The sequence below is a fragment of the Cryptosporangium japonicum genome, assembly GCF_039524755.1.
GTDB lineage: Bacteria > Actinomycetota > Actinomycetes > Mycobacteriales > Cryptosporangiaceae > Cryptosporangium > Cryptosporangium japonicum.
The window spans coordinates 221636-234539 of sequence record NZ_BAAAGX010000017.1 but is presented as its reverse complement, the minus strand read 5'-3'; the positions used below and the strand labels follow the sequence as shown (position 1 = coordinate 234539).

Annotated in this window: 18 protein-coding genes and 2 tRNA genes; 5 read left to right on the top strand and 15 right to left on the bottom strand. The window is 70.4% G+C overall.

Annotated elements, in window-relative coordinates; translation table 11 throughout:
- Positions 1–52 precede the first annotated feature (52 nt).
- From vapB to ABD437_RS23060, 3 genes are read left to right on the top strand one after another with little or no spacing between them, the layout of a single operon-like run.
- Positions 53–277, top strand: coding sequence for a type II toxin-antitoxin system VapB family antitoxin (gene vapB, locus ABD437_RS23070; RefSeq protein ID WP_344650976.1), 225 nt, complete (start codon positions 53–55; stop codon positions 275–277).
- Positions 268–684 (top strand): PIN domain nuclease, encoded by a 417-nt coding sequence (locus ABD437_RS23065; protein ID WP_344650975.1) that lies wholly within the window; start codon positions 268–270, stop codon positions 682–684. The genes vapB and ABD437_RS23065 overlap by 10 nt, the downstream gene beginning before the upstream one ends.
- Before the next feature lie 11 nt (positions 685–695).
- Positions 696–1907, top strand: a complete 1212-nt coding sequence (locus ABD437_RS23060) for a hypothetical protein (RefSeq protein WP_344650974.1) — start codon at positions 696–698, stop codon at positions 1905–1907.
- On the opposite strand, the gene ABD437_RS23055 is transcribed toward ABD437_RS23060, so the two are convergent.
- Together ABD437_RS23055 and ABD437_RS23050 are read right to left on the bottom strand one after the other, a co-directional pair.
- Positions 1873–2181, bottom strand: coding sequence for a DUF4326 domain-containing protein (locus tag ABD437_RS23055; RefSeq protein WP_344651015.1), 309 nt, complete (start codon positions 2179–2181; stop codon positions 1873–1875). The two genes, ABD437_RS23060 and ABD437_RS23055, sit on opposite strands and share 35 nt — an antisense overlap.
- A gap of 285 nt (positions 2182–2466) precedes the next feature.
- Positions 2467–2540: transfer RNA gene (locus ABD437_RS23050), tRNA-Pro, on the bottom strand.
- Positions 2541–2661: 121 nt separating this feature from the next.
- Here ABD437_RS23050 and ABD437_RS23045 point away from each other — a divergent pair.
- Positions 2662–2732: transfer RNA gene (locus ABD437_RS23045), tRNA-Gly, on the top strand.
- A gap of 98 nt (positions 2733–2830) precedes the next feature.
- On the opposite strand, the gene ABD437_RS23040 is transcribed toward ABD437_RS23045, so the two are convergent.
- Positions 2831–3991 carry a tyrosine-type recombinase/integrase gene (locus tag ABD437_RS23040; RefSeq protein ID WP_344650973.1) on the bottom strand — a complete coding sequence of 387 codons (1161 nt, stop codon included), beginning with the start codon at positions 3989–3991 and terminating at the stop codon, positions 2831–2833.
- Positions 3991–4176 carry a helix-turn-helix domain-containing protein gene (locus ABD437_RS23035; protein ID WP_344651014.1) on the bottom strand — a complete coding sequence of 62 codons (186 nt, stop codon included), beginning with the start codon at positions 4174–4176 and terminating at the stop codon, positions 3991–3993. The genes ABD437_RS23040 and ABD437_RS23035 overlap by 1 nt, the downstream gene beginning before the upstream one ends.
- Between ABD437_RS23035 and ABD437_RS23030 the strand changes: the two genes are divergently transcribed.
- On the top strand, positions 4093–4278 hold the full coding sequence (locus ABD437_RS23030; RefSeq protein ID WP_344651021.1) for a hypothetical protein: 186 nt from the start codon (positions 4093–4095) through the stop codon (positions 4276–4278). The genes ABD437_RS23035 and ABD437_RS23030 overlap by 84 nt on opposite strands.
- A gap of 122 nt (positions 4279–4400) precedes the next feature.
- Here the strand turns inward: ABD437_RS23030 and ABD437_RS23025 are convergent, their stop codons facing one another.
- The 11 genes from ABD437_RS23025 to ABD437_RS22975 form a co-directional block, all read right to left on the bottom strand.
- Positions 4401–5702 (bottom strand): DUF3631 domain-containing protein, encoded by a 1302-nt coding sequence (locus tag ABD437_RS23025; RefSeq protein ID WP_344650972.1) that lies wholly within the window; start codon positions 5700–5702, stop codon positions 4401–4403.
- The gene (locus ABD437_RS23020) at positions 5699–6364 is read right to left on the bottom strand and encodes a DNA cytosine methyltransferase (RefSeq protein ID WP_344650971.1); all 666 of its coding nucleotides are present in this window, start codon (positions 6362–6364) and stop codon (positions 5699–5701) included. Before ABD437_RS23020 ends, ABD437_RS23025 begins: the two co-directional genes overlap by 4 nt.
- Positions 6361–7575, bottom strand: coding sequence for a bifunctional DNA primase/polymerase (locus ABD437_RS23015; protein WP_344650970.1), 1215 nt, complete (start codon positions 7573–7575; stop codon positions 6361–6363). The genes ABD437_RS23020 and ABD437_RS23015 overlap by 4 nt, the downstream gene beginning before the upstream one ends.
- A complete protein-coding gene (locus ABD437_RS23010; protein WP_344650969.1) occupies positions 7575–8045 on the bottom strand; it encodes a single-stranded DNA-binding protein in 471 nt (156 codons plus the stop codon). Before ABD437_RS23010 ends, ABD437_RS23015 begins: the two co-directional genes overlap by 1 nt.
- A gap of 47 nt (positions 8046–8092) precedes the next feature.
- The gene (locus ABD437_RS23005; protein ID WP_344650968.1) at positions 8093–8311 is read right to left on the bottom strand and encodes a hypothetical protein; all 219 of its coding nucleotides are present in this window, start codon (positions 8309–8311) and stop codon (positions 8093–8095) included.
- A 189-nt stretch (positions 8312–8500) separates the two neighbouring features.
- On the bottom strand, positions 8501–8662 hold the full coding sequence (locus ABD437_RS23000) for a hypothetical protein (protein WP_344650967.1): 162 nt from the start codon (positions 8660–8662) through the stop codon (positions 8501–8503).
- A 15-nt stretch (positions 8663–8677) separates the two neighbouring features.
- A complete protein-coding gene (locus ABD437_RS22995; protein WP_344650966.1) occupies positions 8678–10846 on the bottom strand; it encodes a hypothetical protein in 2169 nt (722 codons plus the stop codon).
- Positions 10847–10852: 6 nt separating this feature from the next.
- Positions 10853–11224, bottom strand: a complete 372-nt coding sequence (locus ABD437_RS22990) for a hypothetical protein (RefSeq protein ID WP_344650965.1) — start codon at positions 11222–11224, stop codon at positions 10853–10855.
- An 11-nt stretch (positions 11225–11235) separates the two neighbouring features.
- Positions 11236–11580 (bottom strand): hypothetical protein, encoded by a 345-nt coding sequence (locus ABD437_RS22985; protein WP_344650964.1) that lies wholly within the window; start codon positions 11578–11580, stop codon positions 11236–11238.
- Positions 11580–12332, bottom strand: a complete 753-nt coding sequence (locus ABD437_RS22980; RefSeq protein WP_344650963.1) for a hypothetical protein — start codon at positions 12330–12332, stop codon at positions 11580–11582. The genes ABD437_RS22985 and ABD437_RS22980 overlap by 1 nt, the downstream gene beginning before the upstream one ends.
- A complete protein-coding gene (locus ABD437_RS22975) occupies positions 12332–12790 on the bottom strand; it encodes an RRQRL motif-containing zinc-binding protein (protein WP_344650962.1) in 459 nt (152 codons plus the stop codon). Before ABD437_RS22975 ends, ABD437_RS22980 begins: the two co-directional genes overlap by 1 nt.
- Between the last annotated feature and the right edge of the window lie 114 nt (positions 12791–12904).

Below are 12904 nucleotides of genomic sequence, written 5' to 3'. Positions count from 1 at the left end.
GCGAACCAGCAGCGTGATATCGTGATATCACGAGCCGGTTCGGAGGTACGCCATGCCAAACATCCTTATCCGCGACTTGACCCAGGAAGCCATCGACCGCATCGACGCAGCGGCTTCCAACCTCGGGCTCTCTCGTAACGAGTACCTGCGTCGCAGGTTCGAGGAAGACATCGCTCCCTCCGCCCAGCAGACGGTCTCCGCCGAAGACTGGCAACGCTCCGCTGAGGTTTTCGCCGACCTCGCCGACCCAGCGGTGATGGACGCAGCATGGCGGTAACCAGTTGGCTGATCGACAAGTCCGCCTACGTCCGTCTGCAACTGGGACAGACGACCGACCGTGATGAGTGGAGCAGCCGAATCAGCCGCGGACTGGTACGGCTCTCCACGATCACACGGCTCGAACTCGGATTCTCTGCCCGCTCGGGCGATGCCGGCCGCGGACAATTCGCAGTCCCGCCACTGGCGTTGATGCCGGTCGAGCACCTCACACCCACAATCGAAGACCGCGCCTTCGAAGTGCAGATGATTCTCGCCGATCGAGGTCAGCACCGCGCGCCATCCATCCCCGATCTACTGATTGCGGCGACGGCCGAGAAGGCGGGCCTGACGGTTCTCGCCGTCGACAAGGACTTCGACCTCATCGCCGACGTCACCGGCCAGCCCGTCGATTCACTGGCCAGCTGAACACCCTGAGGTTGACCCGTCACCTCACGCTCGAGCCGGATCCGGGCGGTCATGCGGTCGAGCGCGGTGACGTGCACCGGCTCCGGCCCGCGCACGGCCAGGAGGACCAGCTCAGCGGTTCGCGCTTCGGCGTGCCGACTGGCGGCGTCAAGCACGGTGGCAAGGCGGATCGTGGCGGCCCGGCCAGGTTGGTCGCCAGGATCGTCGTCCTGCAGGAACGCGGTCAGGTAGCGGACAGCCGCGTCGAAGTGGCCGAGTTCTGGGAAGGCCAGCTATCTCGCCCTCATGAAGAACGACCGTCAGCAATACTAGCTAGGAGTCATCATGTAAACACTCTTCGTGTGGGTGGTGGCATGAACCAACTGTCCTTCTGGGGCCCGGACGACCAACGCAGCCCTCAACCGAAGGCCGGCAAGATAGCGACGTTGCGCCTGTTGATCACCGTCAAGGCGGCGCCCAACCCCTCAGCCAGACACGGCGAGACCGTATGCGTGGGCGCCTTGAGCGTGGATCCGGGTCGGCGCAGCTGGATCCGCCTGTACCCCATCCACTTTCGTGACCTCGACGACGTCAACAAGTTCCGCAAGTACGACATCGTCACTGTCGACGCGCTTCCGGCCAACCAGGATAGGCGTCCGGAGAGCTGGCGGCCCATCGTCGGTACCGTCCGGCCCGAGCACCATCTCAGCCCCGGCTCCGCCCGGCGCGGGTACCTCGACCCGTACGTCGAGGACTCGATGTGCCGCCTCATCGAGCAGACACGCGAGGCGCCCGACGCCCCTTCGATTGCACTCGTCCGCGCCCACGACATCAGCGGCATGACCATTGCCCGACACCGGGGCTGGACTCCCGAACAACAAGCCAAGATCAACGGCTACCTGAGCCAGCTCGACATACTCGACGATCATCACCGCACACCATTGCAAGCCCCGCGGTTCACCGGCTCATACCGGTACCGGTGCGCCGATCGACGCTGCCACGGCCATAAACAGAGCCTGCTCGACTGGGAGTTCGTCGCGTTACAACGCCGCCTCAGCGGGCAGACCGACGCCGAGGCCGCCGACCAGCTGCGTACCAAATTTCTCGACCAGCTGTGCTCTGCCGACCGTGACGTCGCCTTCTACGTCGGCAATCAAGCCGCACGACCACAAACCTTCAGCATCGGCGGCGTCTACGCCCCGGGTCGACCTACCAGCCGGCACCGGCTGCGGGACAACCGATGACGTCGAGCAGGACATCAGCGTGACAGTCGACGTCCAACGGGCACCAGCACGCCAGTGCGCGGCCCGATAACTCACGTCGCGCCCGTTCGATCAACTCGGGCCGGTCGCGCAGCCACTGACGGTAGAGCCGCAGCGCTTCCCTACGGCCGTGCGCGCGAGCGCCATAGGGATTGGCCCAGGGCGAGCGTCGCAGCCCGAAGCCTTGACGTCCTACATAGACCGCATTCGGCGGCACCACCGGATGGTAGAGGTCCCCTGACACTTTCACCCGCATCGAACGTCCCACGGGATCCGAACTCACCACAGCACTGTACGGCCTGTCGTCGACGGCTTCTGGCTTCCGGCCCGCACACGAAGTTCGTCTAATTCCCTGGCCTGGACCGCGAGCGCCACTAGCCTTCCGCACCTCGGATGGCGCATCGCTACCGAAAACGGATGGCCGTTCAAAACCACGCAGATCCGCACTCATCCAGCGAGATCCGCCCGCGTTTGCTGACATTCACGGCCGAGGCCCCTCGCTCGACTACCGCGAAGGGCCTCCGAACTGCCCAAACACCAGTCGGGGTGGCGGGATTTGAACCCACGGCCCCTCGCTCCCAAAGCGAGTGCGCTACCAAACTGCGCCACACCCCGCGGCACTGCGCCGCCAGTGTAGGCCGTTGCGGTGAGCCACGGCTCGTTGGCCCGGGGTAAGTCGGTGGCGTGCCGCCCGACCAATGCCGTTACTATGGGCCAGGCCGCTCCGGCGGTACCTGCGGGTGTAGCTCAATGGTAGAGCCCCAGTCTTCCAAACTGGCTACGCGAGTTCGATTCTCGTCACCCGCTCCGAGCAGTTCCGGCCCTGGTCAACGGTAGGTTTCCGCTGACCAGGGCCGGTGTCGTTCGGGGCCGAATTCGGGCCGTCGTGCCCAACGCGTGCCCAATCATGCTGCCGGAGGGTCCTTCTCGGCCTCGTCGGCGGCGGCGCGCGCCTCGGTGATCATGAGGTTGAGCGCCTCCGCGATCTTGGCGTCCCGCTCGTCGGTGGCGTGCTGGTAGATCATCGCGGCCCGGGTCGTCGAGTGGCCCATGCGCTTCATCACCTCGCGGACGGTTGCGCCGGTCTGTGCGCTCAGCGTGCCGCCGGTGTGCCGGAGGTCGTGCAGGTGCAGTTCGGGGTTCGCGCCGGACTCGCGGAGCGCGCGCTTCCAGATCCGGTTGAAGTTGCTCCGGCGTGCGGTGCCTCCCTTCGGGCCGACGAACACCCGACCGTCGTCGCCTGGCTCGGCGTAGTGCTTGAGGTGCCTCCGCAGCTCGGGAGCGATGGCCTCGGGGAGCGTGACCGGCCGGACGCCGGCCTCGCTGCCCTTCGGGGCCTTGAGCATCTGGGTGCCGCTGTTGAGCTGGCTGACCGCGCTCCGGACCTTGACCACCGGTGAGCCGGTGGCCGGCACTCGCAGGTCCGCTCGACGGAGCGCCATCAGCTCGCCGAACCGCAGCTGCCCGAACGTCGCCAGCAGCACGAGTGCCTCATACCGCGGCTGGATCTTGTGCGCGATGGCGAACACCTCCGGCAGCGTCGCCGTTGGGCGCTCCGGCGTCCGGGCCTGGCCGGCACCGCGGATCCGGCACGGGTTGCGCCGGATCAGCTCGTCGTCTTCGGCGGTGTTCATGATCGCGCGGAGCAGGCTGTAGACCTTGGCGACGGTCGACTCGCCGGTGTGGTTGAGCAGCGTCGCTCGCCAGCTACGGACCCGCGGCGGCTTGAGGTCGCCGATCATCACGTCACCGAGGTACGGGCTGATGTGGTTCCGCAGGTAGGCGCGGTAGAGCTCGGCGGTGCGGTCCGCCAGCCCGCGCTCCTCGATCCACTGCTCCGCGTACTCTTCGAGCGGGATGAGCCCCGCGTCGGGGTCGATCCACACGCCTCGAAGCAGGTCAGCCTCGGTCTCGACGAGCCACTCCTCCGCGGCCGTCTTCGTCGGGAAGGTGTGCGGCGCCTTGTGGCGCTGTCCGTCGCTGCCGGTGTACCGGGCCTGCCAGGCACCACTCGGCAGCTGCCGAGTGGTGCCGAAGCGGCGCTTCGCCTTCTTGCGGGGAGCCATCAGGCGGACCTCCGATTCCGAGTGCTCGGCCGGGCCGGTGTGGTGCAGCGCTCGATGTAGGCGAGCAGGACGCTCTCGGCTATCCGAACGTGCCGGCCGAAGTGAGCGACCTCGATCCGGCGCTCCTCGATCAGACGGCGCGGGAATCGCTCGGTGGTGCCGAGAATGGCCGCTACCTGCGGCACGGAGAGGTACCGCTCGCCCGACGAGTTGGCCGCTCGACGCACGGAACCGCCGATGGCGTGCAGGTCTTCCCTCTCCCCCGCGCCTCGCTGGCGACGTTGTGAGCGGGCGCTGAGAGCGCCGCTCGTCGACGTTCGCGACCGTCCGGGTAGATCCGTGACCGGCCGTACGGTCTGGGCCGTCTCAGCGCGCCGGTTTTGGGTGCCGTTCACGGCACGGCGGGTGGTCATTGGACGCTCCCGACGACGCGTAGCGGGGGGCAAGCCGTCCCAGCCGTCCCAGCCTCGTTTGTGCTGGTCAAGCTGGGACGGCTTGCGGGGCTGGGACGGCTAAGCCGTCCCACGGACTCAAGCCGTCCCGCGCTGACCTGCGGTGTTACGGCTGGGACGCCTGGGACGGCTCCCCCCTCGGTCAGTGCCGGGGCGGGCGTCGGGGGCGGGCAGTAGCGCGCCCATGCGTCCCTGAAGTCGGCTCGGTGGTAGCCCTTGGCTTGGTCACTGTCGGGAAACCGGACGTTGCCGGCCGACCGAATGTCGTACTCGCGGAGCAGCATCCCGAGTTTCATCGCGGTCAGCCCGTTGGTGCCCATCTCGGCCCAGGGCGCCTCGGGGTCAGCGTGGAGCCGTTCGAGCAGGATCTTGGTGGGCAGGGACGGTTCCTCGCCGAACGCGGTGCGGCAGTCGATGAGCAGCCGGACCCCGATCGAGGTCTGCTGCTGGCCGGCTGACTCCTTGGTGAGCGCGAGCACCGCGTCGCGTGCCCTCCTTGGCCAGTCACCGCCCGCGTGGTCGGCGACGATGATCAGCGGCTCCCAGGTGTCGGCAGTGCGGTCCTCGACGGGCATCGGAGGCTCCGCGATCTCCAGCGGCCACGGCTCCGTCGAGCCGGGTTGCGGCTGGTCCCTGCGCAGCCATTCGGTGAGCTGCCCAGCGAGCGCACGCAGCGGCGGCCGGTCACGGCGGTGCCGGAACGGCGCCACGGTCTCCCCGGTCGCGCGGCGGCGCATGTGGATGACCACCGCGCGGTCCTCGATCGTGTCGGGCATCGCGCCGATACCGGCGAGCGCGGCCATCGCGAACGTCGGGATGTGCTCGACACGCTGCTCAGCGGCGTTGTAGCGGATGGCGTCGCGGTTGCGCTGGTGCCCGGCGTTGAGCAGCCCGCGGAGATCTTCGTTGCCGTCGGCCTTCGGCCCGAAGATGGTGTCTGCCTCGTCGACGAGCATGGTCGGCGGGTCGCTGGTGATCGACCGGTACACCGCGGACGGTGACGCGTTGACCGTGATCAGCGGAGCGTGGCAGGTGGCCTCGACGACGTCGAGCAGCCGCGATTTACCGCACCGCTTCTCCGGTGCCCGGATTACCAGCCGCGGCGCGTGCGCCCACGCCGGCTGCGCATGGGTGGCCGCGATCCACAGCGTGACGGCGTCGGCAGCGTGCGCGGACGGGAGCACGACGTAGCGCAGGAGCGCGGCGCGGACGGCGTCGAGCAGTTCGGCGCCGGTGCGGGTCGTGGTGTCGGTGGTCATGCCGCGACCTCCGATCGGGTGAGGTGCTCGAGAAGCTGGGTGCCGACGCAGCGGGTGTAGGCGGGTGGGATGGCCTCGGACAGGCCGTTGCCGGTCATCCAGTCGATGCCCATGCCCTCTGGGCCTGCGTAGGTGCCGATGTCACCGGTGAACGAGGCGTGGTAGCCGGCCGCCCACAGCTCACGCCGGCGGCTATGCGCGGTCCGTCGCCGGTGCGGAAGCACGTGCCGGGGTGCGGTGAGGGGCAGTCCAGGTGCCGGCTCGAACCGCCGATGCCGGATGGTGCGCAGCGCGAACATCTCCCCGCACAGCACGATCGACCGGGCAGGGTCGAGCGGTGCGGGCATGACGTCCTCCATCACCCACGGCAGTCCAGTCGCGTCGAGCAGCGGCCGGCCCGGGGTGATCAGGTCCGGCACGTCCCGCGCCGGGGCGAGCGTGCCGGTCAGGAACGCCTGGCACGGGAACGACGCGTGGATGGCGTCGAAGCCGGCGACGAACGCGCGATTCTGGAGCACGTCGAGCGCGTTGGCCTGGATGAACGTGAACGGGTAGCGGGGCTGTGGGTTCAGGTCGACTCCCACGACCTCGAATCCGGCGTCGACGTAGCCCCGGGAGGCGCCGCCTTGTCCGCAGCACAGGTCCAGTAGCCGCAGGCTCATGCTGCCACCGCCCGGGGGTTGCGGGCTCCGGTGCGTAGCCCAGATGCGATGGTGTGGCGCGCCTCGACGCTGCCGAGTCCGGCATCGTTTGCGGCTTGGTCCAGCGCCTCGGTGACCATGTCGGCGCTGAGCGCGCCACCGGCCACCAGCTGCCCGAGGGCTACGGCCGCGGTGAATAGGACGTGGTTGCGTCGTCCGGTCGGTGCGTTGGCCACCAGGTCGGCTTCGTGCCGGATGGCGGACGCGAGGTAGGCCGCGCGCCGGTCGCCGCGGTCGACGGACACAACGATCTTCGGGCGCTCGACGGGTCCGGCAACGTTGGGCACAAGCGGCTGGACCAACCAGGTAGGAAGCAGCTCGACGGGGTGCTCCAGCGCGACGGTGTAGGGCCGGCCGTCGAGCACCGACCCAGCGGCGACGACGTAGCCGCCGTGGGCGCGGGTGTCGATCAGCCAGCCCAGCCGCTTTGCGGTGTTGCGCAGCTCCGGGCCGTCGGGGTGCTGGAAGTACAGGTGCCGGCCGCCGGACGGCGTCGCCACGGTGTACGTGTCGTACGGCAGCGGCGCCCCGGCCCGCTCAGCGAGGACCGCGAGCACGTCCTCACCGGTCGCGACGCCAGGCAGCTGCCACTCGATCGGCGGTGCGGTGCCGGGCTTCGGCACGTCCAGGTCGACGACGAACAGATCGGACGGGCCGGTCGCGATGCCGACGTTGAACGCGCCGGTAGCCCAGCACCGGCGGATGCGGTCGGCGTCGGTGGTGGCGCGCTGCTCCCAGCCGCTGACCGCGGGGCGCTTGTCGCCCAGTCGCAGCGGGAACACGTGCCAGCCGCGAGCAGCGGCAACCAGAGCGGCGTCGAGCAGGGACGCCGGCGCGGTGGTGGTGCAGTGGTCGTGCATGGTGTCCTCCGTGGTGAACAGGTCCGGGCCGGGCGCTGGAGCGACGGCGGCAGCGGGCGCGGGCCGGGCGGGTGTGGAGGGGTGCCGCTTGGCGTGAGCGGCGTAGACGTGTGCGTTCCAAGCAGCGAGATCGGCGCGAGCGCTGGCCTCAGCGGCTGCGTCCGGGTCGACGTCGGCGAGCGCGGCAGCGCGGGCGGTGCAGGTCTCGGCCTGCGCGGCGTACCAGGCCGCCACTTGATCGGGGCCGATCCCGGCCCGGTGCAGGTCGGAGACCCACACCAGACCGGTTCCGGCGACACCGCCTGCGGCCATCAGAATGGCGGTTCGTCAGCGAACGTCGAGCCGGCGGGGGCCGGTGCGGAGGTGGCCCACAGGTCATCCGGCGGCGTCTGCCCCGCAGGTGGCGTGCCGGAACGGGTGGCCTTGCGCACGCTCGCGGTGGCGAACCGCAGCGACGGGCCGATCTCCTCGACGTCGAGACCGAACATCGAGCGCTTCTCGCTGGTCTCCTTGTCCTCCCAGTGGTGCTGACGGAGCCGGCCGGTGACCACGACCCGAGCGCCGCGGGTCAGCGACTCGACGACGTTCTCCGCGAGCTGACGCCAGGCGGTGCAGGTCAGGAACATGGCCTCCCCGTCGACCCACTTGTTCGTGGTCTTGTCGAACGTCCGCGGGGTGGACGCGACGGTGAACTTGGCCATCGCGGCCCCGGACGGGGTGACGCGCAGTTCGGGGTCGGCGGTGAGGTTCCCGACGACGGTGATGACGGTTTCGTTAGCCATGACTGCTAGTTCTCCTTTGGACTGTCGTGTGTGGTTGGTGGCCCGGTTCAGCGCGAGCGGGCGCCGAGTCGGAGCCGGCGGCCAGTGCCGCCGCATGCGCGGCAGGGGCGCCAAGCGCTGGTGAAGATCACGCCGTGGGTCATGCCGCCGCCTCCGCAGGTGCGGCAGAGTCCGTACGGGTGGGTGCGCAGCGAGCGCCGGTAGCCGGCGAGCGCGAGTGCGGCGGTGAGGATGAGCGCGAGCAGGGTCAGGGCCGTTCCGGGCATGGCGGTAGCGCCTCTCCGTGCTGTGGGGTGTGTTTCGCGGGCGTCTGTGCGCCGGCGAGTGATTCGGTTTCTTTCTGTCGGAGGGGGCCGGGGATTATTTCCGTGACGGGTGGGGTCCCTGGTCAGCCAGGGTGGAAAGAGTCGCGAGTGGTCGGACGGAAAGAATCCGCGACAGAATCCGGATGTCCGTTATGAGTCGTTCTGCTGGTGCAACTGGGCGCTGAGGCGCTCGAACTCCTCGGCCTGCGATCGAGCGCGCGCACGGTCCCGGCCGGTGGCCTGCTGCTCCTGCTGGCGCCACTCGCGCGCACGCGCGGCGTAGGGGTCGGTGGCATTCATCCAGAAGCTCACAGGGGCTCGCCTCCTTCAGCTCTCGTCGGTGTCGTCGGAGAGCACTTCGTGGGTGTGGATGAGGTAGACGCGGTTGCGGGTGTTGCCCACGGCGGTGAGCCATCCGCGCTCGATCAGGACGTTGAGTTGCTTGCTCAGCCACGACGCGGAGCGCCCTAGAGCGGTCAGGAGGTCGGCCAGGTCTCCGGGCGCAAACTCCACCGCCCCGGCCCGTGCCAGGCCGACGATGTGCCCGCGGACGCGGGCCGCGCCGTTGCCTCCGGCCAGCCGGAGGTCCGGGGTCGGCGGGTCCTCGTCGGCGCCGAGCGGCGCGTCGATGTCCGGCGCGGATTCGCCGGTCTCCGGCGGGATCATGTCGACTACCGGGTCGGGGCCGTCGGGGTCGACGTCGGCGTCGATGTCGCTGGTCAGCTGCTCCCACATGGCGGCCAGTCCTTCCTCGTAGTTGCCGGTCGTCAGGTCGCTGCGGGTGGCCGGGACGTCCCCGACCGGGGGGCCGGCCGGTGGGGTGGTGCGGGTAGGCCAGTTGCCTGGACGCGGCCCGATCACGCTCGGGGGCTGTCCACCGCCGGTGACGCTCTCCCGCAGTCCTACGCCGTGCTGAGCGGCCCACGCGGCGTAGGGGGCGCCGATGGCCTCCGCGGTCACCGAGCACAGCCCGCGGCGGGTCGGGGGCAGCGCGGCCAGCTGCTCGCGTTGAGCGTCGAACGTGCGGGCCGGAATCGCCCACCGGCCCTGCTCAACGCCGGGGCCGGCGTAGTAGAACGCGCCGGGCATGGTCAGGCCCCACTGGTGCGGGGCCGCACCGGCGTCGATGGCCTCATCGGGCAGCACGTGCCCGGTCTCGGCCTCGTCGCGGGTGCCGAAGCACGCCGCGCCACCGAAGTTGTTTCGCGCGCTGGTATCGATGTTGTCCCAGGTCGGGCGCTGCAACGATCCGAGGATCCCGATACCGCCCGACCGGCACGTGGCGAGCAGGTCCTTGAGGGCTTGAGCAGAGCTGGCGAGGGTGGCCAGTTCCTCGATCTGCACGACCGTGAACGGCAGCCCACAGCCGGGCAGCCACTGGTCGTAGCCGTGCTCACCCAGCCAGTTCGCCTTGGCCAGACCGGCCCGGTAGATCCCGGCGAGCGCGTCCTTGGACTTCGCCTTGGCCTTGGTCGGGTCGGCGTCCCAGACCGGCCAGTCGATGCGGTGCTCGATCGGCGCGATGGTCTGGATGCCCTTGGTCGGGTCGATGACGATCAGCTCGACGTCGTGCCGGTCGGAGACCTCCGCGGTGATGAGCCGCCCGAACACCGACTTGCCCGACCCCGACGCGCCACCGGTGAGCAGGTGCAGCACCGGCCGCGGCTCCGGGCTCTCCGCGCCCGGCAGGAGCAGCTGCATCGGCCGGCCGTCGGCATAGACCCCGACGACGATCGGGTCCGCGATCGACCCACCGGGCCGCGAGGTACCCGGCCACGGCGTCGAGGTGCGCAGGTGATCGACGGTCGCGATCGTCACCTCACCGAGGTGCGCGACCTGCGGGTCCCGCGTGACGGTGATCGCACCGGGGTGCAGCCCACCGGGCAGCCGGGCCGAGATCCGCGCTTCCAGATCCTCGCGACCGGCCTGCACCACCGCGGGCGTGCCCTCGGACATGTGCACCGGCACCCGGACCGTCGAGCCCTCGACGACCGGGCGGCCCCACCGGCCGCGGCCCGCGGTGATGGCGGTGAGGATGCCCTCCTCGTCGCCGAGCGTGTCCGAGCCCTGGCCACGCAGAGCCCGCTTGATCGACCACGATCCGCAGACCGCGATCGACCCACCGGCCCAGATCTGCCAGTACGGCGCCTGGAACGGACCGGCGAGCGAGGCCACCAGCTCCCACACCGCGGCGGCACTCGTGCCGGCCGTGGCCAGCACCCGCACCATCTGCCCGCGAGCACGGGCCGCATGCCACGCGACCCCGGTGAGTGCGCCGCCGACGGCGAGGGCTCCGGCGCCGTAGAGACCGGTGGACATGACGTTGGTCGGGTCGACGAACAGCTCACCCAGGCCCCAGGCCGCGGGCGGGAGCGCCGCGGCGGCGGCCCAGACCGGCAGGTGCTCCAGCGCGCGAGCGCCGAGCGACCCGCCGTGCTGCTGCATTGCGGCTGGTGACGGTGCGGCCGTGCTCCGGCCGCCGCGACGCTTCCCCATGGCCGGCTACTCCTTCCAGTTGAACGTGCGTCGGGTCGGCTTGCGGTGCCCGTTGGCCTGCTGAATCTCCGCGGCGAAGTGCCGGCGCACCGCGCCCCAGCACCGCACCGCTGAGGCGGCCACCGCGCGCTGGTGCTCCGCGGCCTTGTCCAGATGCCGAGCCACCAGCCGGGCGCGAACCTTCGAGTCCGCGCCGAACAGGCCCGGCGTGCCCGGGGTCGACGCGAGCGCGGCCTCCAACTCCGCACCCGCGGCGTCGAGTGCCGCCGACGCGTGCCGAGTCACCTTCCGCACCGTGTCGAGGTACTGCTTGACCTGCGGCAGCGACTCGAACTCCGGGTCACCGATCGGGAGCGAACTTCCGCGGCTTCCTGCCATGACGCCTCCTCTCAGACCGACTTGTCAGAACGGGTCCACGACGCCCACGACGGGCGGCGCGGCTGCTCAGGAACGGGCTTCTCGCCGGCCGTGCTGCGGTCGGCCTTCGTGCTCTCGGCATCGGCCTGGCGACGGCCGTGAGTCGCCGTGGCGCTCGCACGGGGCTTGGGAACCGGTGCCACGACGCAGACGTAGAGCACGGTCGTGGCCAGCGTCTCGGCGGCGCAGAACGCCACCAGCCAGCCGACCCAGCCGGTCAACGTGGCCGCGTGCAGCAGCAGAACGACCGAGCAGCCCACGTGGAAGCCGACCAGGCGGCGCCGGGCGCGGCGGGTGAGCGTGACCTTGACCTGCATCACCGGTCCCCGTTCCGCTGGTGCTCGGACGGGTGCCGGGAGAGCACGAACTTCATCAGGACCAGGAACGCGATCACCGGCACTGCGGCGAGAATCCAGCCCCACGCCGAGTGCTCCGCGCATGCGATCTGCACCGACAGGCTCAGCCCTGCACCGAGGATCAGCACCAGCACCGGCAGCCAGATCGGCTGACCCGACCGGCGGCGGCGCCGGAGCTCCAGCGTCGCGGACAGCGCGGTGGTCTCGATCAGCACCGCCGTGGCCGTGGCGTAGTACGGGTTCTGGCCGTGCGCGACGGCCAGCTGCACCGCGTGTCCGAGTGCACCGCCGAACGCGATCAGGCCCGTGGCGACGGTTAAGCCGACCTGCACCCGGTTCTCCCAATCCGGCGCGCTCACACCAGCGGGTTCGGTGCTGACGGTGGCCGTGTCTGGGTGTCCGGCGCCGCTGGCCAGCGGCGCGGCAACCGGCTCCGGCGCCGTGGCTGGTGCCTGGTCCATCCGCGCCGGAGCCGCCTCGGTAACCAGGTGCAGCCGGGACCCGCCGGACTCGCCGGGCGCGTCCGTCGTCTCGCCGGTGAGGATCTCGCGGAGCGCGGCAGCCTTCGGCGCGCCGATCCGGAACTCACTCATCAGCCGGTTCCGCGACGGAACCCCGCCGAGCGACGTGGCCAGCTCCCGGGCCTGCGGAACCAGGGACTCGATCGCGGGCGGATACGCGCTACCGGCCGGCGCGAGGGTCTGGGTGCTCATCAGGCGGCCTCCCGTCCGGTCAGGCGGTCAGTGGCGTTCTCACGCGCTTCGCGTGCCTGGTAGTCCGCCCATGCCTCGTCGCTGGCGTGGCAGGCGAAGCACTCGCCGAGCCACCGCGGGATGACGTAGGTCTGCACGACGGTGCAGGTGGAGCAGGTCCGGCGGGCGCGGTTGGCCTTCTCCAGCGCGGCCAGCTGAGCCGGCGTCGCCGGACGCTTGGGCGCCGCGAGGTCTCGGCGGTAGAGGAAGGCCACGCGCTCGCCGTAGCCGCCCCGACCGGTCACGCCCCACCACACGATCTGGGCTGCGATCGGCTGCCGGTTGGGTTGCAACCCGTCCAGCGCCAGCTGTCGACGCGTGGCGTACACCTCGCGGTCAGCCCCACCCCAGTGGGTGGTGGGCAGACCACCGTGGTTGACCCCCGCAGGGTCCATGAACGCGGCGAGGATGCGGCTCATCGGCGGCCATTCCCACCGCACGCACCGCAGGCCCGGTACCCGTAGCCGCCGCGCGGGTTCCGGCTGACCGGCACCGCGCCGCAACCGCCACAGGCACCGCACGCCGACGAACCG

Bases quoted from the DNA above. Each gene is read 5' to 3' on its own strand.
- ABD437_RS22985 (WP_344650964.1), bottom strand. From the start codon at position 11,580: ATGCAGGTCAAGGTCACGCTCACCCGCCGCGCCCGGCGCCGCCTGGTC.
- ABD437_RS23005 (WP_344650968.1), bottom strand. From the start codon at position 8,311: ATGCCCGGAACGGCCCTGACCCTGCTCGCGCTCATCCTCACCGCCGCA.
- ABD437_RS22990 (WP_344650965.1), bottom strand. From the start codon at position 11,224: ATGGCAGGAAGCCGCGGAAGTTCGCTCCCGATCGGTGACCCGGAGTTC.
- ABD437_RS22980 (WP_344650963.1), bottom strand. From the start codon at position 12,332: ATGAGCACCCAGACCCTCGCGCCGGCCGGTAGCGCGTATCCGCCCGCG.
- vapB (WP_344650976.1), top strand. From the start codon at position 53: ATGCCAAACATCCTTATCCGCGACTTGACCCAGGAAGCCATCGACCGC.
- ABD437_RS22975 (WP_344650962.1), bottom strand. From the start codon at position 12,790: ATGAGCCGCATCCTCGCCGCGTTCATGGACCCTGCGGGGGTCAACCAC.
- ABD437_RS23065 (WP_344650975.1), top strand. From the start codon at position 268: ATGGCGGTAACCAGTTGGCTGATCGACAAGTCCGCCTACGTCCGTCTG.
- ABD437_RS22995 (WP_344650966.1), bottom strand. From the start codon at position 10,846: ATGGGGAAGCGTCGCGGCGGCCGGAGCACGGCCGCACCGTCACCAGCC.
- ABD437_RS23025 (WP_344650972.1), bottom strand. From the start codon at position 5,702: ATGACCACCGACACCACGACCCGCACCGGCGCCGAACTGCTCGACGCC.
- ABD437_RS23020 (WP_344650971.1), bottom strand. From the start codon at position 6,364: ATGAGCCTGCGGCTACTGGACCTGTGCTGCGGACAAGGCGGCGCCTCC.
- ABD437_RS23010 (WP_344650969.1), bottom strand. From the start codon at position 8,045: ATGGCTAACGAAACCGTCATCACCGTCGTCGGGAACCTCACCGCCGAC.
- ABD437_RS23015 (WP_344650970.1), bottom strand. From the start codon at position 7,575: ATGGCCGCAGGCGGTGTCGCCGGAACCGGTCTGGTGTGGGTCTCCGAC.
- ABD437_RS23040 (WP_344650973.1), bottom strand. From the start codon at position 3,991: ATGGCTCCCCGCAAGAAGGCGAAGCGCCGCTTCGGCACCACTCGGCAG.
- ABD437_RS23055 (WP_344651015.1), bottom strand. From the start codon at position 2,181: ATGCGGGTGAAAGTGTCAGGGGACCTCTACCATCCGGTGGTGCCGCCG.